19 protein-coding genes are annotated in these 25895 nt (G+C 65.6%); 11 read left to right on the top strand and 8 right to left on the bottom strand.

Annotation, left to right across the window (positions count from 1 at the left end):
* The first annotated feature begins 3 nt into the window (after positions 1-3).
* The 3 genes from lon (at position 4) to SZ55_RS16305 (ending at position 4894) form a co-directional block, all read left to right on the top strand.
* Positions 4-2400, top strand: coding sequence for an endopeptidase La (gene lon / locus SZ55_RS16315; protein WP_044408334.1), 2397 nt, complete (start codon positions 4-6; stop codon positions 2398-2400).
* A 136-nt stretch (positions 2401-2536) separates the two neighbouring features.
* Positions 2537-2809 (top strand): HU family DNA-binding protein, encoded by a 273-nt coding sequence (locus SZ55_RS16310; protein ID WP_004422505.1) that lies wholly within the window; start codon positions 2537-2539, stop codon positions 2807-2809.
* 210 nt (positions 2810-3019) lie between these two features.
* A complete protein-coding gene (locus SZ55_RS16305) occupies positions 3020-4894 on the top strand; it encodes a SurA N-terminal domain-containing protein (RefSeq protein ID WP_044408323.1) in 1875 nt (624 codons plus the stop codon).
* A 99-nt stretch (positions 4895-4993) separates the two neighbouring features.
* Here SZ55_RS16305 and fabI read toward each other — a convergent pair whose 3' ends face one another.
* The 6 genes from fabI to SZ55_RS16275 are packed head-to-tail and all read right to left on the bottom strand — an operon-like array spanning position 4994 to position 13216.
* Complete coding sequence (fabI, locus tag SZ55_RS16300; protein WP_044408320.1) at positions 4994-5788, bottom strand: enoyl-ACP reductase FabI; 795 nt, start codon at positions 5786-5788, stop codon at positions 4994-4996.
* Between the two features lie 18 nt (positions 5789-5806).
* A complete protein-coding gene (locus tag SZ55_RS16295) occupies positions 5807-7414 on the bottom strand; it encodes an ABC transporter ATP-binding protein (RefSeq protein WP_044408317.1) in 1608 nt (535 codons plus the stop codon).
* A 1-nt stretch (position 7415) separates the two neighbouring features.
* Positions 7416-8435, bottom strand: coding sequence for an ABC transporter permease (locus SZ55_RS16290; RefSeq protein WP_044408315.1), 1020 nt, complete (start codon positions 8433-8435; stop codon positions 7416-7418).
* Between the two features lies 1 nt (position 8436).
* Positions 8437-9522: a microcin C ABC transporter permease YejB gene (locus tag SZ55_RS16285; protein WP_044408312.1), complete on the bottom strand. Its 1086-nt coding sequence runs from the start codon at positions 9520-9522 to the stop codon at positions 8437-8439.
* A complete protein-coding gene (locus SZ55_RS16280) occupies positions 9522-11390 on the bottom strand; it encodes an extracellular solute-binding protein (protein ID WP_044408310.1) in 1869 nt (622 codons plus the stop codon). Before SZ55_RS16280 ends, SZ55_RS16285 begins: the two co-directional genes overlap by 1 nt.
* On the bottom strand, positions 11387-13216 hold the full coding sequence (locus SZ55_RS16275) for an extracellular solute-binding protein (protein WP_044408308.1): 1830 nt from the start codon (positions 13214-13216) through the stop codon (positions 11387-11389). Before SZ55_RS16275 ends, SZ55_RS16280 begins: the two co-directional genes overlap by 4 nt.
* Positions 13217-13444: 228 nt before the next feature.
* On the opposite strand from SZ55_RS16275, the gene SZ55_RS16270 reads away from it, so the two are divergent.
* Positions 13445-14896: an HDOD domain-containing protein gene (locus tag SZ55_RS16270; RefSeq protein WP_044408305.1), complete on the top strand. Its 1452-nt coding sequence runs from the start codon at positions 13445-13447 to the stop codon at positions 14894-14896.
* Here SZ55_RS16270 and SZ55_RS16265 read toward each other — a convergent pair.
* Both SZ55_RS16265 and gloB read right to left on the bottom strand, forming a co-directional pair.
* The gene (locus SZ55_RS16265) at positions 14884-16467 is read right to left on the bottom strand and encodes a LysM peptidoglycan-binding domain-containing protein (protein WP_044408302.1); all 1584 of its coding nucleotides are present in this window, start codon (positions 16465-16467) and stop codon (positions 14884-14886) included. The genes SZ55_RS16270 and SZ55_RS16265 overlap by 13 nt on opposite strands.
* A 100-nt stretch (positions 16468-16567) precedes the next feature.
* A complete protein-coding gene (gene gloB / locus SZ55_RS16260; RefSeq protein WP_044408299.1) occupies positions 16568-17347 on the bottom strand; it encodes a hydroxyacylglutathione hydrolase in 780 nt (259 codons plus the stop codon).
* 128 nt (positions 17348-17475) lie between these two features.
* Between gloB and SZ55_RS16255 the strand changes: the two genes are divergently transcribed.
* The 7 genes from SZ55_RS16255 (at position 17476) to SZ55_RS16225 (ending at position 25894) form a co-directional block, all read left to right on the top strand.
* Positions 17476-18240: a class I SAM-dependent methyltransferase gene (locus SZ55_RS16255; protein WP_044408297.1), complete on the top strand. Its 765-nt coding sequence runs from the start codon at positions 17476-17478 to the stop codon at positions 18238-18240.
* 18 nt (positions 18241-18258) lie between these two features.
* On the top strand, positions 18259-18684 hold the full coding sequence (gene rnhA, locus SZ55_RS16250) for a ribonuclease HI (RefSeq protein ID WP_044408294.1): 426 nt from the start codon (positions 18259-18261) through the stop codon (positions 18682-18684).
* 58 nt (positions 18685-18742) lie between these two features.
* Positions 18743-19480: a DNA polymerase III subunit epsilon gene (gene dnaQ, locus SZ55_RS16245; protein WP_044408291.1), complete on the top strand. Its 738-nt coding sequence runs from the start codon at positions 18743-18745 to the stop codon at positions 19478-19480.
* Positions 19481-19604: 124 nt separating this feature from the next.
* Positions 19605-21860 (top strand): Orn/Lys/Arg decarboxylase N-terminal domain-containing protein, encoded by a 2256-nt coding sequence (locus SZ55_RS16240; RefSeq protein ID WP_044408288.1) that lies wholly within the window; start codon positions 19605-19607, stop codon positions 21858-21860.
* Between the two features lie 17 nt (positions 21861-21877).
* A complete protein-coding gene (locus SZ55_RS16235; RefSeq protein WP_044408285.1) occupies positions 21878-23236 on the top strand; it encodes an amino acid permease in 1359 nt (452 codons plus the stop codon).
* A gap of 126 nt (positions 23237-23362) precedes the next feature.
* The gene (locus SZ55_RS16230) at positions 23363-24175 is read left to right on the top strand and encodes a crotonase/enoyl-CoA hydratase family protein (protein WP_044408282.1); all 813 of its coding nucleotides are present in this window, start codon (positions 23363-23365) and stop codon (positions 24173-24175) included.
* Between the two features lie 39 nt (positions 24176-24214).
* Positions 24215-25894 (top strand): hypothetical protein, encoded by a 1680-nt coding sequence (locus tag SZ55_RS16225; RefSeq protein WP_044408279.1) that lies wholly within the window; start codon positions 24215-24217, stop codon positions 25892-25894.
* The last annotated feature ends 1 nt before the right edge of the window (position 25895 follow it).

The following is a 25895-nucleotide window of genomic DNA, read 5'->3' as shown; positions in this document are numbered from 1 at the left end:
ATCATGAAGACAACCGTAGAATTGCCTCTCCTGCCATTGCGTGATGTCGTGGTCTATCCGCACATGGTCATCCCGCTGTTCGTGGGGCGTGAGAAATCCATCGAGGCCCTGGAGGCCGCGATGACCGGGGACAAGCAAATTCTTCTGTTGGCGCAGAGGAACCCGGCGGACGACGATCCGGGCGAAGACGCCCTGTACCGTGTCGGTACGGTCGCAACCGTCCTCCAATTGCTCAAGCTGCCTGACGGCACCGTGAAGGTGTTGGTCGAGGGCGAGCAGCGTGGCGCTATCGAGCGCTTCTTCGAAGTAGAAGGTCATTGCCGGGCCGAGGTTGCCCTGATCGATGAGGCTGACGCGGGTGAGCGTGAGTCCGAAGTGTTCGTTCGCAGCCTGCTTAGCCAGTTCGAACAGTACGTTCAACTGGGCAAGAAAGTGCCTGCCGAGGTGCTTTCCTCGCTGAACAGCATTGATGAACCGGGTCGCCTGGTGGATACCATGGCTGCGCACATGGCGCTCAAGATCGAGCAGAAGCAGGAGATCCTCGAGATCACCGATCTGTCCGAGCGCGTTGAGCACGTACTGGCTCTTCTGGATGCCGAGATTGACCTGTTGCAGGTCGAGAAGCGTATCCGTGGGCGCGTCAAGAAGCAGATGGAGCGCAGCCAGCGCGAGTACTACCTGAATGAGCAGATGAAGGCCATTCAGAAAGAGCTCGGTGACATCGATGAGGGCCACAACGAGATCGAGGAGCTGAAGAAGCGCATCGACAATGCGGGTCTCACCAAGGAAGCCCTCACCAAGGCCAATGCCGAGCTGAACAAGCTCAAGCAGATGTCGCCCATGTCGGCGGAAGCTACGGTCGTCCGCTCCTACATCGATTGGCTGGTGAACGTGCCGTGGAAGGCCGAGAGCAAGGTCCGTCTTGACCTGGCGAAGGCAGAAGACATCCTGGATGCCGATCACTATGGCCTCGAAGAGGTCAAGGAGCGGATCCTTGAGTACCTCGCTGTGCAAAAGCGCGTCAAGAAGGTGAAAGGCCCTGTCCTTTGCCTGGTCGGGCCGCCCGGCGTGGGCAAGACCTCGCTGGCCGAGTCCATCGCCCGTGCCACCAACCGCAAGTTCATCCGCATGGCCTTGGGTGGCGTGCGTGACGAAGCCGAAATCCGTGGCCACCGCCGTACCTACATCGGTTCCATGCCGGGCCGTCTCATCCAGAAGATGACCAAGGTCGGGGTCCGCAACCCGCTCTTCCTGCTCGACGAGATCGACAAGATGGGCAGCGACATGCGCGGCGACCCGGCTTCTGCGCTGCTTGAGGTCCTTGACCCGGAGCAGAACCACAATTTCAACGACCATTACCTTGAGGTCGACTACGACCTCTCGGATGTGATGTTCCTCTGCACCGCGAACTCCATGAACATTCCGGCACCCCTGCTGGACCGTATGGAGGTGATTCGCCTGCCTGGCTACACCGAGGACGAGAAGGTCAATATCGCGACCAAGTACCTGGCTCCGAAGCAGACCCAAGCCAATGGCCTGAAGAAAGGGGAGCTGGCGTTCGAAGAGGCGGCGATCCGCGACATTATTCGCTACTACACCCGGGAAGCCGGCGTGCGCAGCCTGGAGCGCCAGATCGCCAAGGTGTGCCGCAAGGCTGTCAAGGAACACGCCCGCGAGAAGCGTTTCAGTGTGGTCGTGACGGCTGACTCGCTGGAGCACTTCCTGGGCGTGCGCAAGTTCCGTTACGGGCTGGCTGAACTGCAGGACCAGATTGGCCAGGTAACAGGCCTGGCATGGACCCAGGTTGGTGGTGAGCTACTGACCATCGAGGCGGCTGTCGTGCCGGGCAAGGGGCAACTGACCAAGACCGGCTCGCTCGGTGATGTGATGGTGGAATCCATCACGGCTGCACTCACCGTGGTGCGCAGTCGCGCCAAGAGTCTCGGCATTCCGGCCGATTTCCACGAGAAGCGCGACATCCATATCCACATGCCCGAAGGGGCTACGCCGAAGGATGGGCCCAGCGCGGGCATCGGCATGTGCACAGCCCTCGTGTCGGCCATGACGCAAATCCCTGTGCGCGCTGATGTTGCCATGACCGGGGAAATCACCTTGCGTGGCCAAGTGCTCGCAATCGGTGGTTTGAAAGAGAAATTGCTGGCGGCTCATCGGGGCGGTATCAAAACTGTGATCATTCCCGAAGAAAACGTCCGTGATTTGAAAGAAATCCCTGAAAACATCAAGCAGGATCTGAATATTAAACCCGTTAAATGGATTGACGAGGTCCTGCAAATTGCGCTGCAATACGCGCCGGAGCCCTTGCCCGATGCGGCTCCCGAGATGGTTGCAAAGGATGAAAAGCGCGAGCCTGATTCCAAGGAGCGAATCAGCACGCATTAGCCGGGGGGCTTTCTTGACACATTTTTCGAGCCCTTGTTATAAAGCGGCTCCTATGTGTCAGCAGGCCATCCAGCACCCGCTTTGCTTACACCGAAGAACTAAGAAACAAACTCAACAGATATAAGGGGACTTAAGAGTGAACAAGTCGGAACTGATTGATGCCATCGCCGCATCCGCTGATATCCCGAAAGCTGTCGCTGGCCGTGCGCTGGACGCAGTGATCGAATCCGTCACTGGCGCTCTGAAGGCTGGTGATTCCGTGGTGCTGGTAGGTTTCGGTACCTTCGCTGTCAAAGAGCGCGCTGCTCGCACTGGCCGCAACCCGCAGACTGGCAAGCCGATCAAGATCGACGCTGCCAAGATCCCCGGTTTCAAGGCTGGTAAAGCTCTGAAAGACGCCGTCAACTAAGCGTCCCTCTGGCTTTGCCCATCCGCCTCCGGACTAGCTCGGAGGCGGCTCGGGGAAGCAAGGCAGTCAGCCTGCCGAGGGGCAACCCTCCGGCTACCCCGACAGTTAAGAGAAGGCGCATCCTCGGATGCGCCTTTCTTTTATCCGGACCCAATCTTCTACCCGCTCTGCACGGCTGTTTGAGTCAGTACAGTCGTTTCTGGGGGACCCATGCTGCAGAACATCAGGGACAATTCACAGGGGTGGATTGCCAAGACCATCATCGGCGTCATCATCGCTCTGCTGGCGCTGACCGGTTTCGATGCCATTTTCAATGCCACCAGCCATCGTCAGACGGCGGCCGAGGTGAATGGTGAGGAAATCTCCCAGAACCAGCTGTCGCAAGCCGTGGACATGCAGCGTCGCCAGTTGATACAGCAGCTCGGCAAGGATTTCGATGCTTCCATGCTGGATGACAAGCTGCTGCGTGAAGCTGCGCTCAAGGGCCTGATCGACCGCAGCCTGCTGCTGCAGGGCACCAAGAGCGCGCATTTTGCGTTCTCCCAGCAGGCCATCGACCAACTGATCGTCCAGACGCCCGAGTTCCAGGACAACGGCAAGTTCAGTGCCGACCGCTTCGACATGGTCCTGCGCCAGATGGGCTACACCCGCCTGCAGTATCGCCAGGAGCTAGAGCGCGAGATGCTCATCGGTCAACTGCGTGCCGGTCTTGCCGGTAGCGGCTTCGTGACCGATGACGAGGTTCGTGCCTTTGCCCGCCTGGAGAAGCAGACCCGCGATTTCGCCACCCTGACCTTCAAGGCCGATCCCAAGGCCACCCAGGTCAGCGACGACGAGGTCAAGGCCTACTACGACGAGCACAAGGCCCAGTTCATGAGCCCCGAGCAGGTCGTGCTGGAGTACGTCGAGCTGAAGAAGGATGCATTCTTCAGCCAGGTCTCCGTGAGCGACGACGAGCTCAAGGCCCAGTACGAGAAGGAAATCTCCAACCTGTCCGAGCAGCGTGATGCCGCTCATATCCTGGTGGAGGTCAACGACAAGCAGACCGAGGAACAGGCCAAGGCGAAGATCGACGAGATCAAGCAGCGCCTGGACAAGGGTGAAGACTTCGCCGCCCTGGCCAAGGAGTTCTCCCAGGACCCCGGTTCGGCCACCAACGGCGGTGATCTCGGCTTTGCCGGCCGTGGTGTCTACGAGCCCGCCTTCGAGGACGCCCTCTACGCCCTCAAGCAAGGTGAAGTCTCCGCTCCGGTGCGCACGCCCTACGGCCTCCACCTGATCAAGCTGCTGGCCGTGCAGGCGCCCGAGGTGCCCAGCTTCGCCAGCCTGAAGGACAAGATGGAGCGCGATCTCAAGGCGCAGCGCGTCGAGCAGCGTTTCGTCGAGGCGACCAAGCAGCTGGAAGACTCCGCCTTCGAAGCGTCCGACCTGAGCCAGCCGGCCCAGGAACTGGGGCTCGAGGTGAAGACCAGTGCCCCGTTCGGTCGTGAAGGCGGCGAAGGCCTCGCGGCCAACCGTCAGGTGCTTCAGGCTGCTTTCAGCACCGAAGTGCTGGAAGACGGCGCCAACAGCTCGGCCATCGAGCTGGACCCGGAAACCGTTGTCGCCCTGCGCGTGAAGGAGCATAAGAAGCCTGAGCAGCTTGAGCTGGCTTCCGTGCAGGACAGCATTCGCCAGCACCTGCAGCAGGAGAAAGCCGCCGAGGCCGTCAAGGCCAAGGGTGATGCCCTGCTGGCCAGCCTGCGCGAAGGCAAGACCCCGGTGGACCAGGCCCAGGACGGCCAGACCTGGAACGTGGTGGAAGCCGCGACCCGTGGCCAGGAGGGGGTCGATCCTTCCCTGCTGCAGGCCGTGTTCCGCATGCCCAAGCCGGCTGCCGCCGACAAGCCCAGCTTCACCTCCGTGGCGCTGAAGAACGGTGACTACGTGCTGGTACGCCTGAACGGTGTCAGCCAGCCCGACGAGACCCTGTCCGAGCAGGACAAGGCCATGTACAGCCGCTTCCTGGCGTCCCGCAGTGGCCAGCAGGACTTCGCGGCATACCGTCGCCAGCTGGAAGCCGACGCGAAGATCGAGCGTTACTGATCCGCGTGGGCTGATGAAGAAACCGCCTTCGGGCGGTTTTTTCTTGCCCGCAGGAAATGAAAAGCCCGCACAAGGCGGGCTCGTTCGGGCAGTGAGGAGTCAGTCCTCCAGCGTGCCCATGGCGGTGGTGTTGAAGCCGCCGTCCACGTAGAGGATCTCGCCGCTGATGCCTGAGGCCAGGTCCGAACAGAGGAAGGCCGCTGCATTGCCCACTTCCTCGATGGTCACGTTGCGTCGCAGGGGCGTCTGGCGCTCGCTTTCTGCCAGCATCTTGCGGAAATGCTTGATGCCCGAAGCCGCCAGGGTGCGGATCGGGCCGGCGGAGATGGCGTTCACCCGGGTGCCTTCAGGGCCCAGGCTGCCGGCCAGGTAGCGTACGCCGGCCTCAAGGCTCGCCTTGGCCATGCCCATCACGTTGTAGTTGGGCAGGGTGCGCTCGGCGCCGAGGTAGGAGAGGGTGAGCAGGCTGCCGTGGCGGCCTTTCATCAGCGTGCGGCCAGCCTTGGCCAGGGCGATGAAGCTGTAGGCGCTGATGTCGTGGGCGATGCGGAAGCCGTCGCGGGTGGTGACCTCGGTGAAGTCGCCATCCAGTTGGTCGCCGGGGGCGAAGCCCACGGAGTGAACGATCACATCGAGCCCATCCCAGCGTTGGCCTAATGCCTCGAACACGGCGGCGATCTCCTCGTCGCGGGCGACGTCGCACGGGAAGCATAGATCCGGGCCGGAGCCCCACTCCTGGGCGAATTCCTCGACCCGGCTGCGCAGCTTGTCGTTCTGGTAGGTGAAGGCCAGCTCGGCGCCTTCCCGATGCATGGCGGCGGCGATGCCCGAGGCGATGGACAGTTTGCTGGCCACCCCGACGATGAGGACGCGCTTGCCGGTAAGGAATCCCATGTGGCGGTTCTCCTGGGTTCAGTGAGCGGTAGACGGCGCCAGGAAGGCGGCTTCCAGCAGTTGCTGGGTGTAGCTGTGCTGGGGGGCGGAGAAGATGGCCTCTGCCGGCCCTTGCTCCACCACCTGGCCGTGCTTGACCACCATCAGGTGGTGGCTGAGGGCGCGCACCACGGCCAGGTCGTGGCTGATGAACAGGTAGGTCAGGTTGTACTTGGCCTGCAGGTTGCGCAGCAGGTCGACCACCTGGCGCTGCACGGTGCGGTCCAGTGCCGAGGTGGGTTCGTCCAGCAGGATCAGTGCGGGCTTGAGCACCAGGGCGCGGGCGATGGCGATGCGCTGGCGCTGGCCGCCGGAGAATTCATGGGGGTAGCGGTGCCGGGTCTCGGGGTCGAGGCCCACCTCGCGCAGGGCTTCGATGATCGCTGCCTCCTGCTCCGCCTCGCTGCCGATGCCGTGGATACGCAGCCCCTCACCGACGATCTGGCCCACGCACATGCGCGGGCTGAGGCTGCCGAAGGGGTCCTGGAACACCACCTGCATCTGCCGGCGCAGTGGCCGCACCTCCCTCTGCGAGAGCCCCTCGAGCGCCTGTCCCTGGAAGCGGATCGCGCCCTGGCTGCCCAGCAGGCGGAGGATGGCCAGGCCCAGGGTCGACTTGCCGGAGCCGCTCTCGCCGACGATGCCCAGGGTCTGCCCCTGGCGCAGGGTGAAGCCGATGCCATCCACCGCCTTCACGTGGTCCACGGTCCGGCGCAGCAGGCCCTTGCGGATCGGGAACCACACCTTGAGGTCGTTCACTTCCAGCATGGCCGGTCCTTCGCTGGCCGGCACGGGGCCGCCGCTGGGTTCGGCTGCCAGCAGCTCGCAGGTGTAGGGGTGCTGGGGGGCCTTGAACAGCGCCTGGCAGTCGGCCTGCTCGACGATGCGCCCGTGCTGCATCACGCACACCCGGTGGGCCACGCGGCGCACCAGATTGAGGTCGTGACTGATGATCAGCATTGCCATGCCCAGGCGCGCCTGAAGGTCCTTGAGCAGGTCAAGGATCTTCAATTGCACGGTCACGTCGAGGGCGGTGGTGGGTTCGTCGGCGATCAGCAGTTCCGGCTCGTTGGCCAGGGCCATGGCGATCATCACCCGCTGGCGCTGCCCGCCCGACAGCTCGTGGGGGAGGGCACGCAGGCGCTTCGCCGGCTCGGGAATGCCCACCAGCTCCAGCAGCTCCAGGGTCCGTCGGGTGGCCGCCTTGCCGGTCAGGCCCTTGTGCAGGGCCAGCACCTCGTTGATCTGCTTCTCGATGCAGTGCAGCGGGTTCAGCGAGGTCATCGGCTCCTGGAACACCATGGCGATGCGGTTGCCACGGATGCCGCGCAGGCGCGCCTCCGGGAGCCGGAGCAGATCGTCGCCGCCATAGCGGATATGCCCGCTCGGGTGGCTGGCCAGCGGGTAGGGGAGCAGGCGCAGGATGGAGTGCGCGGTCACCGACTTGCCGGAGCCACTCTCGCCCACCAGGGCCAGGGTTTCGCCCTTGCGGATGTCGAAGCTCACCCCTTCCACCACCGTCTGGGTCGTGTTGCCGGCACTGAAGGCGACGGAGAGGTCGCGGATTTCGATCAGGTTCTCGCTCATCTCACTTCCTCGGGTCGAAGGCGTCGCGGGCGGCTTCGCCGATGAACACCAGCAGCGTCAGCATCAGGCCCAGCACGGCGAACGCGCTGATGCCCAGCCAGGGCGCCTGCAGGTTGGACTTGCCCTGGGACACCAGCTCACCCAGGGACGGTGCGCCGGGGGGCAGGCCGAAGCCGAGGAAGTCCAGTGCCGTCAGGGTGCCGATGGCGCCGGTGAGGATGAAGGGCAGGAAGGTCATGGTGGAGACCATGGCGTTGGGCAGGATGTGGCGGAACATGATCGCGCCGTTCTGCATGCCCAGCGCCCGCGCAGCGCGCACGTATTCCAGGTTGCGGCCGCGCAGGAACTCGGCACGCACCACGTCCACCAGGCTCATCCAGGAGAACAGCAGCATGATGCCCAGCAGCCACCAGAAGTTCGGCTGCACGAAGCTGGCCAGGATGATCAGCAGGTAGAGCACCGGCAGCCCCGACCAGATCTCCAGGAAGCGCTGCCCGGCCAGGTCCACCCAGCCGCCGTAGAAGCCCTGCAGGGCGCCCGCGGTGACGCCGATCACCGCGCTCAGCAGGGTCAGGGTCAGGGCGAACAGCACCGAAACGCGGAAGCCGTAGATGACCCGGGCGAGCACGTCGCGAGCCTGGTCATCGGTGCCCAGCAGGTTGTCGGCTGAGGGCGGCGCGGGAGCGGGGACCTTCAGGTCGTAGTTGATGGTGTCGTAGCTGAAGGGGATCGGCGGCCAGTACATCTCGCCGTCGCGCGCGGCGATCAGTTCCTTCATGTACGGGCTGCGGTAGTTGGCTTCCAGCGGGAATTCGCCGCCGAAGGTGGTTTCCGGGTAGCGCTTGAAGGCGGGGAAGTACCACTCCCCGTCGTAGCGGATGGCCAGGGGCTTGTCGTTGGCGATCAGCTCCGCGCCCAGGCTGAGGACGAACAGCGTGAGGAACAGCCAGAGGGACCACCAGCCACGCTTGTTGGCCTTGAAGCGCTCGAAGCGACGGCGGTTGATGGGCGATAGGCGCATGTCAGCCCTCCCGGCTTTCGAAGTCGATGCGCGGATCGACCAGGGTGTAGGTGACGTCGCCGATGAGCTTCACCAGGAGGCCCAGCAGCGTGAAGATGAACAGCGTGCCGAACACTACCGGGTAGTCGCGGTTGACCGCCGACTCGAAGCTCAGCAGGCCCAGGCCGTCGAGGGAGAAGATCACCTCGATCAGCAGCGAGCCGGTGAAGAACATGCCGATGAAGGCCGCCGGGAAGCCGGCGATGATCAGTAGCATGGCGTTGCGGAACACATGGCCGTACAGCACGCGGTTCTCCGAAAGGCCCTTGGCGCGCGCGGTGATCACGTACTGCTTGTTGATCTCGTCGAGGAAGCTGTTCTTGGTGAGGAAGGTGAGGGTGGCGAAGTTGCCGATCACCAGCGCCGTCACCGGCAGGGCTAGGTGCCAGAAGTAGTCGAGCACCTTGCCGCCCAGGCTCAGTTCGTCGAAGTGGTTGGAGGTCAGCCCGCGCAACGGGAACCAGTCGTAGTAGCTGCCGCCGGCGAACAGCACGATCAGCAGGATGGCGAACAGGAAGGCGGGAATCGCGTAGCCGACGATGATCGCGGTGCTGGTCCAGACGTCGAACACGCTGCCGTGCCGCACAGCCTTGGCAATGCCCAGGGGTACCGAGACCAGGTACATGATCAGGGTGCTCCAGAGCCCGAGGGAGATGGACACCGGCATCTTCTCCAGGATCAGGTCGGTCACCTTGGCATCACGGAAGAAGCTGTTGCCGAAATCGAAATGCAGGTAGTTCTTCACCATCAGCCAGAAACGTTCCGGTGCCGGCTTGTCGAAGCCGTACATCTTCTCGATTTCCTTGATCAGCTCCGGGTCCAGGCCCTGGGCGCCGCGGTAGTTGGAGCCGGCCACGGAGACCTCGCCGCCGCCTCCGGAGATGCGCCCGGTGGCGCCACCGGAGGCCGCGTCGAAGCCTTCCAGCTTGGCGATCATCTGCTCCACCGGTCCGCCGGGGGCGGCCTGGATGATGATGAAGTTGATCAGCAGGATGCCGAACAGGGTGGGGATGATCAGCAGCAGGCGCCGCAGGATGTAGGCGAGCATCAGCGGGCGTCCTGTTGCGGTTCGGGGGCCGGGGCCTCGGGCGTGTCCGTAGCCTCAGCGGCAGGCGTGGCACCGGGTTTCTGCCACCAGGTGAACAGGCCGAGGTCGTATTGCGGCGTTGCAGCGGGGCGCTGGAGCTGGTCCCAGTAGGCGACGCGCCAGGTGTCGACGTAATAGTTGGGAATGGCGTAGTGCCCCCACAGCAGGACGCGGTCCAGCGCCCGCGCATGGTCGATCAGGCTCTGCCGGGAGTCGGCGCGGATCAGGCCTTCCACCAGGGTGTCCACGGCCGGATCGCGCAGGCCGATGAAGTTGCGACTGCCCGGGCTCTCGGCGCTGCGGGAGTGCCAGAACTCCATCTGTTCGTTGCCCGGCGAGTTCGACTGGCCCCAGGTGGCGGGAATCATGTCGTAGTCCCGCGAGCGCAGGCGAGTCATGTACTGGGAGACATCGACACGGCGGATCACCAGTTCGATACCCAGCTCGGCCAGGTTGCGCTTGAACGGCAGGATCACCCGCTCCAGGTTGGCCTGGGCAATCATGATTTCGAAGCTCAGCGGCTTGCCGTCCGGCCCCACCATGCGGTCGTTCTCGATGCGGTAGCCGGCCTCGGTGAGCAGCTTGTAGGCGTGCCGCTTCTGGTCGCGGATGATGCCGCTGCCGTCGCTGACCGGTAGCTGGAAGGGCTGGGTGAAGACCTCGTCGGGGATCTTGCCGCGCAAGGGTTCGAGGATCTTCAGCTCGGCTTCGGTCGGCAGGCCGCTGGAGGCCATCTCGGAGTTCTCGAAATAGCTGCGGGTGCGCTTGTAGGCGCCGAAGAACAGCTGGCGGTTGGTCCACTCGAAGTCGAACAGCGAGGCGATGGCCTCGCGCACGCGGCGGTCCTGGAACACCGGCCGGCGGATGTTGAAGGCGAAGGCCTGCATGCCCACCGGGTTGTGGTTGGGGATGGCCGTCTGGGTGATGTGCCCCTTGCGCAAGGCCGGGCAGTCGTAGCCGGTGGCCCAGTCCTTGGCGGAGTACTCCAGGTTGAAGTCGAACTGCCCGGCCTTGAAGGCTTCCAGGGCGACGGACATGTCGCGGTAGTAGTCGACGCTGATGACGTCGAAGTTGTAGTAGCCACGGACCACCGGCAGGTCCTTGCCCCACCAGTCCTTGACCCGCTCGAAACGGATCGAGCGCCCGGCTTCCACCTGTGCGATGCGGTAGGGGCCACTGCCCAGGGGCGGCTCCAGGGAGGCCTTGGCAAAGTCGCGGGTGCTCCACCAGTGCTTGGGCAGGACCTGGATCTGCCCGAGGATCAGCGGCAGCTCGCGGTTGCCCGGGTGCTTGAAGTCGAAGCGCACACGCTGGGCGTCTTCGGCCACCACCTTGTCCACGTCGGAATAGTAGTGGCGGTACATCGGGTCGCCGTGCTGCAGCAGGGTCTGGAAGGTGAAGACCACGTCCTCGCTGGTCACCGGAGTGCCGTCGTTGAAGCGGGCCTTGGGGTTGAGGTAGAAGCGCACGAAGCTGTTGTCCGGCGCTTTCTCGATCTTCTCCGCCAGCAGGCCGTACTCGGTGAACGGCTCGTCCGGGGAGTGGAAGGTCAGGGAGTCGTAGATCAGGCCCAACTGGCTGGCCGACGTGCCCTTGGGGATGAAGTCGTTGAGGCTGTCGAAGCCACCGTAGCTGGCCAGGCGCAGGGTGCCGCCCTTGGAGGCGTCCGGGTTGACCCAGTCGAAGTGCTTGAAGCCCGCCGGGTACTTGGGGGCTTCGTCATACAGCGTGATGGCGTGCCGAGGTTCGCACTGGGCCAGGCCGGCGAGGCCAAGCAGCAGGGCGCCGCAGCCGGCCAGGCACCAGGTGCGCAGGGGGTTCGTGCTCATCGGGTGTTCTCCGTGGGCTTCTGCCACCACGCACGCAGGCCCAGGGTGTAGGGCGGCGTGGTGACGAAGGCGAACCGGTTGCGGTACGCCAGGCGATGGTAGTTGAGGTACCAGTTGGGAATGCTGTAGTGCTGCCACAGCAGCGTGCGGTCCAGTGCGCGGCCGGCGGCCACCTGCTCGTCGCGGGTGCGGGCGCCCAGCAGGCGCTCCAGCAGGGCGTCCACCACCGGATCGGCGACGCCGGCGTAGTTCTTGCTGCCCTTCACGCCGACCTGGCCGGAATGGAAGTACAGCGACTGTTCCAGTCCGGGGCTGAGGCTCTGGGGCAGGGTCATGAGGATCATGTCGTAGTCGAAGTGGTCCAGGCGCTGCTTGTACTGGGCGCGGTCGACGGTTCGCAGGGTGACGTCGATGCCGATGCCCGCCAGGTTCTCGGCGTAGGGCTGGAGGATGCGCTCGAGGTTGGGGTTGACCAGCAGGATCTCGAAGCGCAGCGGCTCGCCGCGTGTGTTCAACAGGCGCTGGCCGGAGAGCTTCCAGCCGGCATCGCCCAGTAGACCCAGCGCCCGGCGCAGGGTTTCACGCGGGATGCCGCGCCCGTCGGTTGTCGGCACCTTGAAGGGCTCGGTGAACAATTGGGCCGGCAGTTGCCCCCGATACGGCGAGAGCAGCAGCCATTCCTGTCCCTCGGGCTTGCCGGTGGCGGTGAATTCGCTGTTGGGGTAGTAGCTGGCGGCCCGAAGGTAGGCGTTGTTGAACAGGGCGCGGTTGGTCCATTCGAAGTCGAACATCAGCCCCATGGCCTCGCGCACGCGGCGGTCCTGGAACACCTTGTGGCGGGTGTTCATGAACAGGGCCTGGGTCTGGGTGGGGATCTGGTGCGGAATCTCGGCGCGGATCACATCGCCTCGGGCCACGGCCGGGAAGCGGTAGCTGTTGGCCCAGTTCTTCGCCTGGTGCTCGATGTAGAAGTCGAACTCGCCGGCCTTGAAGGCTTCGAAGGCGACGTTGGCGTCGCGGTAGAACTCCACTTCGACCCGGTCGAAGTTGTACTTGCCCCGGTTCACCGGCAGGTCCTTGCCCCACCAGTCCTTGACCCGTTCGAACACCAGCCCGCGTCCGGGGCGGACCTGGGTGATGCGGTAGGGGCCGCTGCCCAGCGGTGGCTCGAAGGTGGTGGCCTTGAAGTCACGATCCTTCCAGTAGTGCTGCGGCAGTACCGGCAGCTCGCCGAGGCGCAGGATCAGCAGCGGGTTGCCGGCGCGCTTGAGGACGAAGCGGATGCGGTGGCGGTTGAGGATGTCGACCCGCTCCACCTCTTGCAGGCTGGTGCGGTACTGGGGGTGGCCGCTGCCGACCAGCGTGCGGTAGGAGAAGGCCACGTCGTAGGCCGTGATCGGCTTGCCGTCGTGAAAGCGTGCTTCCGGGCGCAGGTTGAAGACCACCCAGCTGCGGTCCTCGCTGTACTCGACGCTGGAGGCGATCAGGCCATAGCTGGAGGCGGGCTCGTCCCCCGAAGGGTCATAGATGCCGGTGCCAACCATCAGCGGCTCGTTCAGCTCGGAGATGCCGTACTGCAGGAAGTTCGGCGTGGCCACCGGGCTGGTGCCCTTGAAGGTGTAGGGGTTGAGGGTGTCGAAGGTGCCGAATGCCATCAGCCGAAGGGTTCCGCCCTTGGGGGCGTCGGGGTTCACCCAGTCGAAATGGCTGAAATTGGCGGGGTATTTGAGGCCGCCGAACTGGGCATAGCCATGGCTCTCGCTGATTGTCGCGCTCGCGGCGGCGCTGGCGAACAGGCCGATCAGCAGGAGTATGAGGTGACGCATCAGGTGGGAGTCCGGTCCGTGGTGCGCTGGGAAGGGGGCGTGCCGTGAGCCGTGCGGGGCATGAAAACCTCGGGCGGTATCAGCCGTCTCGCATCGCCGAAAGGGCTGCGGGACGGGCGTTCTGGCCGGTACAGTAACAGCTTGTATCCACTGGAAAAAGGTCCGTCCCGAGTGGGGCTGGCCAGCATTTTGACTACACTTTTCCAAAACGTGCGGGGGTTCCTCATCTTGGGTTTACGCAGCCATGGTTTGCAGTCATGGATCGACAGGCTCACTCAGGCGGATCTGCCTGCTCTCGCGGCGGTCGTGTTCGACCTCCACAGCCTCGCCCAGCGCGATCACGCGTCCGTCCAGCAACTGGCCGACGTGCTGTTGCGCGATGCCGCGCTGACCTCCAAGGTCCTTCGGGTCGGTAACAGCGCCTACTACAACCCTTCCCAGGAGCCGATTCGTACGATCTCCCGCGCCATCGTGCTGGTGGGTTTCGAGAACGTTCGCCTCATCGGCCTGTCCCTCAGCCTGATCGACGGCCTGCTGACCCGTGCCCCTCGTGAGCAGTTGCAGGAGCTGCTGGCGCGCTCCTTCCATGCCGCCGTGCAGGCGCGCAACATCGCTGGCTACGTGATCAGCCGTGACCAGGAAGAGGTGTTCATCGCCGCGCTGCTTTATCGCCTTGGGGAGCTTGCGTTCTGGGGCTGCGCCGGAGACCAGGCCGACGAGCTGGCCCAGGCCCTTGCTCAGCCCGGTGCGGATGAGGAACAGACGGTGCGCGAGGTGCTGGGTACCAGCTTCCGCCACCTCACCACCGGGCTGATCAAGAGCTGGAACCTGGGCGAGGTGGCTGCCTTGGCCCGTGGGGGCGGTGCCCAGGCCGATCCGGCCGTCAGGGCCGTGACGCTTGGGGTGCAGGTCAGCGAGGCGGCGCTGGAGGGCTGGGACTCGCCGCAGATGGCGGCGCTGGTTCAGCAGATGGCGCAGTTCATCGGTGTGTCCCCCGAGGAGGCGATGCAGCAGGTGCTGGCCAGTGCCGACGAGTCGGTGAAGGTGGCGGCGACCTTCGGTGCCAGCCGCCTGTGCGCGCTCATCCCGCCCACCGACCCCGAGCAACTGCTGGTGCAGCAGGCCCAGCGCAAGGCACGCCAGCTCCAGCCCGACCTGCTGCTGATGCAACAGGCCCTGCAGGATCTGGGCATGATGGTGTCCCGCCAGGCGGATGTCGGCCTGATTCTCGACACGCTGACGCGCGGCCTGCACCTTGGCGTGGGGTTGGAGCGTGTGATGGTGGCGGTGCTGGCCGACCGCCAGACCTGCTTCCGCGTCAAGCGGGTGGCCGGCGAGGGGACGGCGGACTGGCAACAGGGCTTCGAGCTACCGGTCGAGCAGCCGGAGCAGCCCCACCTGTTCAGCTATGTGCTGCGCAGCCGTGAGCCGTTGTGGATGGGCATTCCTGCCACGTGCACCCTGAACGACCTGATGACCCAGCCCATGCGCCGCTGGTTCGGCCAGGGGATGTTCTTCATCGCCCCGTTGTTCGCGGGGACACGCCCGATCGGGGTGATCTACGCCGATTGCCGGCCCTCGGGGCGTGCGCTGAAGCACGAGCAGTTCGTCGCCTTCCAGCGCTTCGCCCAGTTGTCCGGGCGATGCCTGGCGGCGATCGGCAAGCCTCAGGGGAGGTAGAGGGTCAGGGTCTGGCCCGGCTTGAGCGCGTGGCCGCTGCGGGGATTCCAGCGCTGGATATGCTTCATCTCCACGTTGAAGCGCTTGGCGATGACGTACAGCGAATCCCCTTCCTTCACCTTGTAGTAGGTCACCGCGTCGCGGCCGGCCTTGTCGGCCATCGCCACGGTACGGGTGGTGGTGCGGGTGCTGCTGGCGCCCTGCAGGGCGAGGGTCTGGCCGACCTTCAGGTGGGTACCGTTCAGGCGGTTCCAGCGCTTGAGGTCATTCACATCGACGCCGGTCTGCTTGGCGATCTGCCAGAGGTTGTCGCCGTTGCGGACCTTGTAGGTACGCGCCTTGGCGGTCGGCTCGTTACGGGCCAGGTTCTGGAACACCGGCTGGGTCGGGGCGCGGCCGGCTTCCACCGGGATGCTGAGGCTCTGGCCCACCCGCAGGCGGTTCCCTGACAGGCCATTGATTTCCTTGATGCTGGCGACGCTCACCTGGTAGCGGTTGGCGATGGCCTGCAGGTTGTCGCCGTTGCGCACCCGGTACTCCTGCCACTCCACCAGGTCCTGGGGGGCGAGGCTGGACAGGCTGGCCACCAGTTGCTCGGCCTTCTGGGTCGGCACCAGCAGTTGCTGCGGGCCGTCCATGGTGATGCGGCGCTTGAAGGCCGGGTTGAGCTGGTAGAGCTCGTCCGCGTCCAGGTCGGCCATAGCCGCCACGCGGGACAGGTCCATGCGCTGCTTGAGTTCCACCACCTCGAAATAGGGCTCGTTGGCCACGGGGCTCAGGGCGATGCCGTAGGCGTCGGGTGCCAGGACTACTTGCGACAGGGCCAGCAGCTTGGGCACGTAGTCGCGGGTTTCCTGGGGCAGCGGCAGGTTCCAGTAGTCGGTGGGCAGGCCCACTTTCTGGTTGCGCTCGATGGCGCGGCTCACCGTGCCTTCGCCAGCGTTGTACGCGGCCAGGGCCAGCAGCCAGTCGCCGTTGAACATCTCGTGCAGGCGCCCGAGGTAATCGAGGGCAGCGTTGGTCGAGGCGGTGATGTCGCGACGGCCGTCGTACCAGTTGGTCTGGCGCAGATTGAAGTGACGACCGGTGGAGGGAATGAACTGCCACAGGCCCACCGCGTCCGCACGGGAGTAGGCGAAGGGGTTGTAGGCGCTCTCGATGACCGGCAGCAGCGCCAGCTCCAGCGGCATCTCGCGTTCTTCGAGGCGCTCGACGATGTAGTGGATGTAGGGGTTGCTGCGTTGCGAGGCGTTCTCGACGAAGGACGAGTTGCTGACGAACCAGAGGCGCTGTTGTTCGATACGCGGGTTGACGCCGATCTCATCCTGCAGGGCGAAGCCCTTGCGCATGCGCTCCCAGATGTCCTGGGGTTCACGCTCCACCTGCACCTCTTCCTGCCACTGAGTCTGCTGGTGCAGCTTGGCGGCCAGCGCCTTCTCCTGGCTGTCGTCCTCGGGGCGATGGCCCATGCTCTGGCAGCCGGTGAGGGCGGCGGCGGAGATCAGCAATACAGCCCTTACGGCTCTTGCCAATGCGTCTAGATCAAGGGTTTTAGGCGGCGTAGACGGCATTGGTCGCTGGGCTTTTCCGGGAAAAAAGGTCGGGCGATTCTAGGAACCGACCCGGGGGTGGTCAAGTTTTCACCAGCTCGAATGTGACCTGAAGGGCGTTTCAGAACGTGTCCTTCCAGCTCCTCAGGGTGGCGAACACCGCTGCCGGGGCGGTGTGGCGGCTGCCGCTCCGTTTGTCGGCTGCGGCGATCACCGAGGCTTCCCCGACCCGCAGGAACGGATTGGTCTCGCGTTCCAGCGCAATGCTGGAGGGCAGGCTGACGCCGTCTTCCTCGCGCAGGCGGCTTACCGCCTCGAAGCGTTGTTCGATCGCCGGGTTGCCCGGCTCGACGGCGCAGGCGAAGCGCAGGTTGCCGAGGGTGTATTCGTGGGTGCAGTAGACGCGGGTCGGGGCGGGGAGGGCGGCGAGGCGAGACAGGGCCGTGTGCATCTGTTCGGCGGTGCCCTCGAAGAGCCGACCGCAACCGGCGGCGAACAGGGTGTCGCCGCTGAACAGCACCGGTGCGGTGGCATCGTCGTGGAAGTAGGCGATATGGCCCAGGGTGTGGCCGGGGACGTGGAACACCTCGAACGTCAGGTCGAGCACCTCGATGCGTTCGCCGTCTTCCAGCGCCCGGTCCCGCGCCGGGATGGTCTCGTGGGCCGGCCCGTACACCGTGGCACCGGTGCGAGCCTTCAGCTCGGCCACCCCACCCACGTGGTCGCCGTGGTGGTGGGTGATCAGGATGTCGCTGAGGGTCCAGCCGGGGTGTGCCTCCAGCCAGGCCAGCACGGGGGCGGCGTCACCAGGGTCGACCACCGCACAGCGTCGTTCGGTCGCATCCTGCAACAGCCAGATATAGTTGTCGGAGAAGGCACGGATGGGGTCGATCTGTATCATGGGCCGCTCGCCTGTCTGTCAGCAAAAGCGCATCTTAGGGGCCGTGCTCCGGGGCGTCGAGCCGGTGTGGACAGTGCCCGTCGTGCTGCCCGGATCGGCGGCCCCGTGTCCATCACCAGGAGGTTTCCGTGAACAGGCCACCCATCGCCCAGGCCGATCCCGCCTGGCTCGAGTTGATCGAGGACGCCCGCACCTGGTTCTCCGGCCCGCTGGGTGGGCTGATGCTGTTCGAGGAGCAGCGCCTGCTCGAGGACGAACTGGGGCGTTATTTCGGCGGCTACCTGGTTCACTACGGCCCCCGTGCCGAACTGCCGCCGGGTGCGCGGCAGATCCAGCGCAGCGTCCATCTCGGCGCACCGTTGCCAGGGGTGGAGATCGCCTGCGACGAGAACGCCTGGCCCCTCTCCGAACATGCCGCCGATGTGGTGGTGCTGCAGCACGGGCTGGATTTCAGCCTCTCGCCCCATGGCCTGCTGCGTGAGGCTGCGCGCAGTGTGCGCCCTGGCGGTCACCTGCTGATCGTCGGGGTCAACCCCTGGAGCGCCTGGGGCGTGCGTCATTACTTCGCCGGGGATGCCCTGGGCAAGGCCCGCTGCATCGCGCCGAGCCGGGTCGCCGACTGGCTCAACCTGCTGGGCTTCGCGCTGGAGAAACGCCGCTTCGGGTGCTATCGTCCGCCGCTCGCTTCACCGGCCTGGCAATCGCGCCTGGCCTGGCTGGAGCGCTGGGGCGGCGCCGGGCAGTGGTTCGGTGCCGGCTTCTATCTGCTGGTGGCGCGCAAGCTGGTGGTCGGCCTGCGCCCGTTGCGCCAGAGTCGACGCGAGCCCATGGGCAAGCTGATTCCCATGCCGGTGGCGAAGGTCAGCCGGCGCGATTCGAAACACGAGGCATAAGTGACAGAACGGGTCGAGATGTACACCGACGGGGCCTGCAAGGGTAACCCCGGTCCCGGTGGCTGGGGCGTATTGCTCGTCTACAAGGGCGCGGAGAAGGAGCTCTGGGGAGGCGAACACGACACCACCAACAACCGCATGGAGCTGATGGCCGCGATTGCCGGCCTGGTAGCGCTCAAACGGTCGTGCCAGGTGCGTCTGGTCACCGACTCCGAATACGTGATGCGCGGCATCCAGGAGTGGCTCCCCAACTGGAAGAAGCGCGGCTGGAAGACCGCCGCCAAGCAGCCGGTGAAGAACGCCGACCTGTGGCAGTTGCTGGACGAGCAGGTCAGCCGTCACCAGGTGGAATGGCAGTGGGTACGCGGGCACACCGGCCATCCGGGCAACGAGCGTGCCGACCAGTTGGCGAACCGGGGTGTCAGCGAGCTGGGCCCCCGTTAGAATGCGCCATCGCAATACCGCCTCCTGATCCAGACCCTCCACCCCACGGGCATCGAACATGCGTTACGTAGTACTGGATACCGAAACCACCGGCATGCCGGTGACCGATGGCCACCGCATCATCGAGATCGGTTGCGTCGAGCTTGAAGGGCGCCGCCTCACCGGTCGCCACTTCCACCAATACCTGCAGCCCGACCGCGAAGTGGACGAAGGCGCCATCGCCGTCCACGGCATCACCAACGAGTTCCTGGTGGGCAAGCCGCGCTTCAAGGACGTCGCCGACGAATTCTTCGAATTCATCAAGGGCGCCGAGCTGATCATCCACAACGCGGCGTTCGACATCGGCTTCATCAACAACGAGTTCGCCCTGCTGGGGCAGAGCGACCGTTCCGACATCGCCGAGCACTGCGGCGTGATCGACACCCTGATGATGGCGCGCGAGCGCCATCCGGGTCAGCGCAACAACCTCGACGCCCTGTGCAAGCGCTACGACGTCGACAACTCCGGCCGTGACCTCCACGGCGCACTGCTCGACGCCGAGATCCTCGCCGACGTCTACCTGGCGATGACCGGCGGCCAGACCAACCTGTCCCTGGCGGGCGAGGGCGGTGATGAGGGCGGCCGGCCCCAGGCCTCGCCCATCCGCCGCATCCAGGGCCGTGTGCCCGGCCGCGTGCTGCGGGCCAGCGAAGCGGAACTGGCGGCCCACCTGGAGCGGCTGGCAGTGATCGAGAAGGCCTCGGGCGGCCCGGCCCTGTGGGCCAAGCTGGAAGCACCGGTCACGCCCGAGGCGTGACCCGCGCCGATTTCACCGGCGCGACCTTTTCTTACAGGTGCTAGCGCCGGGGGTTACGCGACTCCCGGCGAGCTTCTACCCTGGCGTCCTGGGCGGGATGGACCCGCCGTACCGGGACGTCCTCATGTACAAAGACCTGAAGTTCCCCATCCTCATCGTCCACCGCGATATCAAGGCCGATACCGTCGCGGGGGAGCGCGTGCGCGGCATCGCCCACGAACTGGAGCGGGACGGTTTCGTCATCCTCTCCACCGCCAGTTCCGCCGAGGGGCGCATCGTCGCCTCCACCCACCATGGGCTGGCCTGCATCCTGGTGGCTGCGGAGGGCGCCGGGGAGAACCAGCGCCTGCTGCATGACGTGGTCGAACTGATCCGCGTCGCCCGGGTGCGAGCGCCGCAATTGCCGATCTTCGCCCTGGGTGAACAGGTCACCATCGAGAACGCGCCCGCTGAGGCAATGGCCGACCTCAACCAGCTGCGCGGCTTGCTGTACCTGTTCGAAGACACCGTGCCGTTCCTCGCGCGCCAGGTGGCGCGTGCTGCGCGCACCTACCTGGAGGGGTTGCTGCCGCCGTTCTTCCGCGCGCTGGTGGAGCACACCGCGCAGTCCAACTATTCCTGGCATACGCCCGGCCACGGCGGTGGCGTGGCCTACCGCAAGAGCCCGGTGGGGCAGGCCTTCCACCAGTTCTTCGGCGAGAACACCCTGCGTTCCGACCTCTCGGTGTCGGTGCCCGAACTGGGCTCGCTGCTGGATCACACTGGGCCGCTGGCCGAGGCAGAGGCGCGGGCGGCGCGGAACTTCGGCGCGGACCACACCTTCTTCGTCATCAACGGCACCTCCACCGCCAACAAGATCGTCTGGCACTCCATGGTCGGCCGCGATGACCTGGTGCTGGTGGACCGCAACTGCCACAAGTCGATCCTCCACTCGATCATCATGACCGGCGCGATCCCGCTGTACCTGATGCCGGAGCGCAACGAGCTGGGCATCATCGGCCCGATCCCCCTGAGCGAATTCAGCCGCGAATCGATCCAGGCGAAGATCGACGCCAGCCCGCTGGCCCGTGGACGCGAGCCGAAGGTGCGCCTGGCGGTGGTGACCAACTCCACCTACGACGGGCTCTGCTACAACGCCGAGCTGATCAAGCAGACCCTGGGCGACAGCGTCGAGGTGCTGCACTTCGACGAGGCCTGGTACGCCTACGCGGCCTTCCACGAGTTCTACGCCGGCCGCTACGGCATGGGCACCGCGCGAGGGGCGGGCGGCCCGCTGGTGTTCACCACCCACTCCACCCACAAGCTGCTGGCGGCCTTCAGCCAGGCCTCGATGATCCACGTGCAGGATGGCGAGACCCGCCAACTGGACCGTGATCGCTTCAACGAGGCGTTCATGATGCACATCTCCACCTCGCCCCAGTACGGGATCATCGCCTCGCTGGACGTGGCCTCCGCCATGATGGAAGGCCCCGCCGGGCGCTCGCTGATCCAGGAAACCTTCGACGAGGCCCTGAGCTTCCGCCGTGCCTTGGCCAACGTCGGGCAGAACCTGGCCGAGGACGACTGGTGGTTCAGCATCTGGCAGCCACCGAAGGTGGAAGGGCGCGACCAGGTCAGCACCCCCGATTGGCTGTTGCAGCCCCAGGCCGATTGGCACGGCTTCGGCGAGGTGGCCGACGACTACGTGCTGCTCGACCCGATCAAGGTCACCCTGGTGATGCCGGGCCTGACTGCCGACGGACGTTTGGGCGAACGCGGCATTCCGGCGGCGGTGGTGGGCAAGTTCCTCTGGGAGCGCGGGCTGGTGGTGGAGAAGACCGGCCTGTATTCCTTCCTGGTGCTGTTCTCCATGGGCATCACCAAGGGCAAGTGGAGTACGTTGCTCACCGAGTTGCTGGAGTTCAAGCGGCTCTACGACGCCAACGCGCCGCTGATCACCGCTTTGCCGTCCATCGCCCGTGCCGGCGGTGCCCGCTACCAGGGACTCGGCCTGCGTGACCTGTGCGACGAACTCCACGGCTGCTACCGCGACAACGGCACCGCGCGGGCGATGCGGCGCATGTACACCACCCTGCCGGTGGCCGCCATGAAACCGGCGGACGCCTACGACAAGCTGGTGCGCGGCGACGTGGAGGCGGTGCCGCTGGATGCGCTGCAAGGGCGCATCGCGGCGGTGATGCTGGTGCCTTATCCACCGGGCATCCCGCTGATCATGCCGGGGGAGCGCTTCACCGAAGAGACCCGCTCGATCATCGACTACCTGGCCTTCGCCCGGACATTCGACGAGTCCTTCCCCGGTTTCGACTCCGATGTGCACGGCCTGCAGCAGCAGGACACCCCGCAGGGCCACTGCTATACCGTTGATTGCATCAAGGAGTGACTCGGCCTGGGGGCGCGATGAGCGACGAGCGAGCGGCGGTGCGCCGGGGCGGTGGCATGGGGTTCTGGACCTGCACCGCCCTGGTGGTGGGGAACATGATCGGGTCGGGCGTTTTCCTGCTGCCCTCCAGCCTGGCGGCCTATGGCGGGCTCAGCCTGTTCGGCTGGCTGATCTCCAGCACCGGTGCGGTCATCCTCGCGCTCACCTTCGCCCGGCTGGCGCGGCTCGCGCCCGGGGCGGGCGGTCCCTACGCCTACACCCGTGATGGCTTCGGTCCATTCGCCGGCTACCTCTGCGCCTGGACCTACTGGAAGGCGGCCTGGATCGGCAACGCGGCCATCGCAGTGACCCTGGTGGGCTACCTGCAGGTGTTCTTCCCGGCCTTGCGCGACCCGGTGCTCACTGTGCTGGTGGCCATCGGTGCCATCTGGCTGTGCACCCTGATCAACCTGCGAGGCATCGGCGCCTTCGGCGTGGCGCAGAACATCCTCACCGCGCTGAAGCTGATCCCGCTGCTGCTGGTGGGTATCCTCGGCTGGTTCTCGTTCCACCCCGAGTACCTGCGCATCCCCGCACCCGAGGAGCTGCCGCCGGGAACCGGCGGCTACGCCAAGGCCATTGCCACCACGGCGGCGCTGACGCTGTGGTCCTTCATCGGCCTGGAGTCGGCCACCGTTCCGGCGGACGACGTCCGCGACCCGCGCCGCACCATTCCCCGTGCCACGGTGTTCGGCACCCTGGTGGCGGCGGCCGTATACATCCTCTCCATCACCGCCGTGCAGGGCGTGTTGCCGCCTGAGGGGCTGGCACGCTCCAGTGCACCGTTCGCCGATGCGGCGCGGGTGCTGGTGGGGGAGTGGGGGTATCACCTGGTCGCGGCCGGGGCGGTGATCGCCTGCCTGGGGGCGCTCAATGGCTGGGTGCTGTTGCAGGGGCAGATCCCCATGGCCACCGCCCGCGACGGGCTGCTGCCCCATTCGCTCGGGCAGACCAACCGCTGGGGCGCGCCGGCCAATGGGCTGCTGGTCTCGGCGGTGCTGGTGACCGCCCTGGTGTTCGTCGATGGCCAGGGCGAGCTGGTGGATGTGTTCAACGTGATCATCCTGCTCGGCACCATGACCGGCGTCGTGCCCTACGCCTTCTGCACCGCCGCGCTGCTGCAGTGGCTGGCAGTCAAGCCCGAGGCGTTCACCGAACGTGAGCGGGGCTGGGCGCTGCTGCTCGGCTCGCTGGGGTTCGTTTACGCCATCTGGGCGCTGTACGGCACCGGTGAGCAGGCGATCTTCTGGGGCTTCCTGGTGCTGATGGCGGGGATTCCGCTGTACAGCTGGCGGCAGTGGCGAAACCGCGTGGAAGACGCGCGGGCGAGCGGTTGAAGGCCGATGGCGTGGCCTGCATCACAGTGGTCGTCTTCGACTTTCGGTGGCCGCTTGTTATAGTTGCCGGGTTTGGAATTCCGCACTTTTCATAGCCCAGCAGCAGAACTGGCGAGGATAATTTTCGTGCCCGACTACAAAGCCTTTCGCGTTGAGCTGACGGACAAGATCGCCCACGTGGAGATCAACCGCCCCGAGAAGATCAACGCGATGAACGCCGATTTCTGGGCCGAGATCGTCGAGATCTTCCGCTGGATCGATGAAACGGACGAGGTCCGGGTCGTCGTCCTCAGTGGTGCCGGCAAGCACTTCTCCTCCGGTATCGACCTGATGCTGCTGGCATCCGTCGGCGCCCAGCTGGGCAAGGACGTGGGCCGCAATGCCCTGGTGCTGCGGCGCAAGATCCTCGAACTGCAAGCCTCCTTCAATGCCGTCGACCTCTGCAGCAAGCCGGTGATCGCTGCGATCCAGGGCTATTGCCTGGGCGGGGCGATCGACCTGGTGTCCGCCTGCGACATGCGCTATTCCACCGTCGATGCCCAGTTCTCCATCAAGGAGATCGACATCGGCATGGCCGCCGACGTCGGCACTCTGCAGCGCCTGCCGCACATCATCGGAGACGGCATGATGCGCGAACTGGCCTACACCGGCCGCACCGTAGACGGTGAGGAAGCGCGCAGCATCGGCCTGGTCAATCGCACCTACGCCGACCGCGACGCACTGATGGAAGGCGTCTTCGCCCTGGCGCGGGACATCGCCGCCAAGTCGCCGGTGGCGATCCGCGGCACCAAGGAGATGATCCGCTACATGCGTGACCACCGCGTGGACGATGGCCTTGAGTACATCGCCACCTGGAACGCCGCCATGCTCCAGTCCAACGACCTGCGTGTGGCCATGGCCGCCCACATGAACAAACAGAAACCGGAATTCGCCGACTGATGCCGTACCAGTATTTCGCGCGGGAGGCGCGCTAGACCCATGGTCACCGGAGCCACTTCCCTCAGCCTGGTGCGCGACGAGCTGTTCGCCACGATCGAGCAGGCCGAACAGAGCCTCGAACAGTTCATTGTCGACCGCCACAACGGCAGCCTGCTGCAACAGGCGGTTGAAAGCCTGCAGCAGGTGCGCGGCACCCTCAACCTCATCGAACTGACCGGCGCCGAGCTGCTGGCGCAGGAGATCCTCCAGCAGGCCACCGACATCCCGGCCGGCGTGGGGGAGGAGCGTGACAACCAGTTGGCCGCCCTGAGCAATGCGCTCTACGTGCTGCGCCGCTACCTGGAAAACGTCGATGCCCACCGGCAGGAAATGCCCGAACTGCTGCTGCCGGCGATCAACGAATTGCGCCAGTCCGCCGGGCAACAGCCGCTGCCGGAGAGCTTCTTCTTCAGCGTACGCCTGGACCAGGCTCGCGTGCCGTCCGCCTCCAGCCTGCCTGAGGTCAGCGCCCAGTACCTGATGGCGCGGCGCTTGCGGCAGATGTACCAGGTGGGCCTGCTGGGCTTCATCCGCGAGCAGAGCCCCCAACCCAGCCTGAAGCTCATGGGCCGTGCATTGGCACGCCTGGACAGCCTCTACGCCATCGACCCGCGTGCGCGCCTGTGCTGGATCGGCGCTGCGGCGCTGGAGGCGATGGTGGACGGGCAGTTGATCGCGCGTAAGTCGCGCAAGCAGCTGTTCGCCCGCATCGACCGTGAACTCAAGCAGCTGCTGGCCAACGAGCACTACGAAGCGCCGCGCAGCCTGCAGAAGGAGCTGCTCTATCTGGTGGCCCTGGCGGACAGCCAGGGCCCGCGTGCCACCGAGGTCCGCAGCGTGTTCGGGATGACGGCGATGCCGTTCACCGACCACCTGCTGGAAGAGGAATACCAGCGCCTGGCCGGTCCCGGCCAGGCCGTCATGCGCTCGCTGTCCTCGGCGATCCGCGAGGAGCTGGCCAGCGTGAAGGACGTGCTCGACCTGATCGAGCGCGGCACCGCCCAGCCCGAAAGCCTCGGCAGCCTGCACGCCCTGCTGGGCAAGCTGGCCAAGACCCTCGGCATGGTCGGCCTGACTTCTGCAGCCAATGCGCTGCATGCGCAGCTGCCTGCCGTTGGCAGCTGGGCCGAAGGCGAAGCGGTATCGCCGGAGTCGCTCAACCGGCTCGCCGACGCCGTGCTGTATGTCGAGAGCATGGTGGCGGACCTGGAGCGCGGCGAGCGCCGTGATACCCGCCAGGCGGCCACCCCGGTGATGACCGAGGCGGAGTCCTTCGCCCAGCACCAACTGACCGAGGCGCGCATCGTGGTCATCGACGAGGCCCAGGGCGGCCTGGCGATGGCCAAGCGGGCCATTACCGCCTACCTCGAGTCCAACGGCGACAAGCTGCACCTGGCCAACGTGCCCAGCACCTTGCAGGCCGTGCGCGGCGGCCTGTGGTTCCTCGGGCAGGAGCGTGCCGGCAACCTGGTGGGCGCTTGTGGCGAGTTCATCCAGAAGCAGATGCTGGAGGCCGCGCAGATGCCCTCCGAGCAGATGCTGGAGACCCTGGCCGACGCCCTGACCAGCCTCGAGTACTACCTCGAAGGCGGCGCGGTGCTGCGCCCGGATGCCCAGCCCGATGTGCTCGACCTGGCTGCTGACAGCGTGCGGGCCCTGGGCCTGCAGGTGGCGGCCTGAG

Source organism: Pseudomonas sp. FeS53a (genome assembly GCF_000931385.1).
GTDB classification, from domain to species: Bacteria; Pseudomonadota; Gammaproteobacteria; order Pseudomonadales; family Pseudomonadaceae; genus Metapseudomonas; species Metapseudomonas otitidis.
This window is presented reverse-complemented; position numbering and strand designations above follow the sequence as displayed.

Coding starts and splice junctions, on each gene's coding strand:
- fabI (WP_044408320.1), bottom strand. CDS start 5,788: ATGGGATTCCTTACCGGCAAGCGCGTCCTCATCGTCGGGGTGGCCAGC.
- gloB (WP_044408299.1), bottom strand. CDS start 17,347: ATGATACAGATCGACCCCATCCGTGCCTTCTCCGACAACTATATCTGG.
- SZ55_RS16305 (WP_044408323.1), top strand. CDS start 3,020: ATGCTGCAGAACATCAGGGACAATTCACAGGGGTGGATTGCCAAGACC.
- dnaQ (WP_044408291.1), top strand. CDS start 18,743: ATGCGTTACGTAGTACTGGATACCGAAACCACCGGCATGCCGGTGACC.
- SZ55_RS16295 (WP_044408317.1), bottom strand. CDS start 7,414: ATGAGCGAGAACCTGATCGAAATCCGCGACCTCTCCGTCGCCTTCAGT.
- SZ55_RS16225 (WP_044408279.1), top strand. CDS start 24,215: ATGGTCACCGGAGCCACTTCCCTCAGCCTGGTGCGCGACGAGCTGTTC.
- rnhA (WP_044408294.1), top strand. CDS start 18,259: ATGTACACCGACGGGGCCTGCAAGGGTAACCCCGGTCCCGGTGGCTGG.
- lon (WP_044408334.1), top strand. CDS start 4: ATGAAGACAACCGTAGAATTGCCTCTCCTGCCATTGCGTGATGTCGTG.
- SZ55_RS16285 (WP_044408312.1), bottom strand. CDS start 9,522: ATGCTCGCCTACATCCTGCGGCGCCTGCTGCTGATCATCCCCACCCTG.
- SZ55_RS16290 (WP_044408315.1), bottom strand. CDS start 8,435: ATGCGCCTATCGCCCATCAACCGCCGTCGCTTCGAGCGCTTCAAGGCC.
- SZ55_RS16235 (WP_044408285.1), top strand. CDS start 21,878: ATGAGCGACGAGCGAGCGGCGGTGCGCCGGGGCGGTGGCATGGGGTTC.
- SZ55_RS16280 (WP_044408310.1), bottom strand. CDS start 11,390: ATGAGCACGAACCCCCTGCGCACCTGGTGCCTGGCCGGCTGCGGCGCC.
- SZ55_RS16240 (WP_044408288.1), top strand. CDS start 19,605: ATGTACAAAGACCTGAAGTTCCCCATCCTCATCGTCCACCGCGATATC.
- SZ55_RS16265 (WP_044408302.1), bottom strand. CDS start 16,467: ATGCCGTCTACGCCGCCTAAAACCCTTGATCTAGACGCATTGGCAAGA.
- SZ55_RS16275 (WP_044408308.1), bottom strand. CDS start 13,216: ATGCGTCACCTCATACTCCTGCTGATCGGCCTGTTCGCCAGCGCCGCC.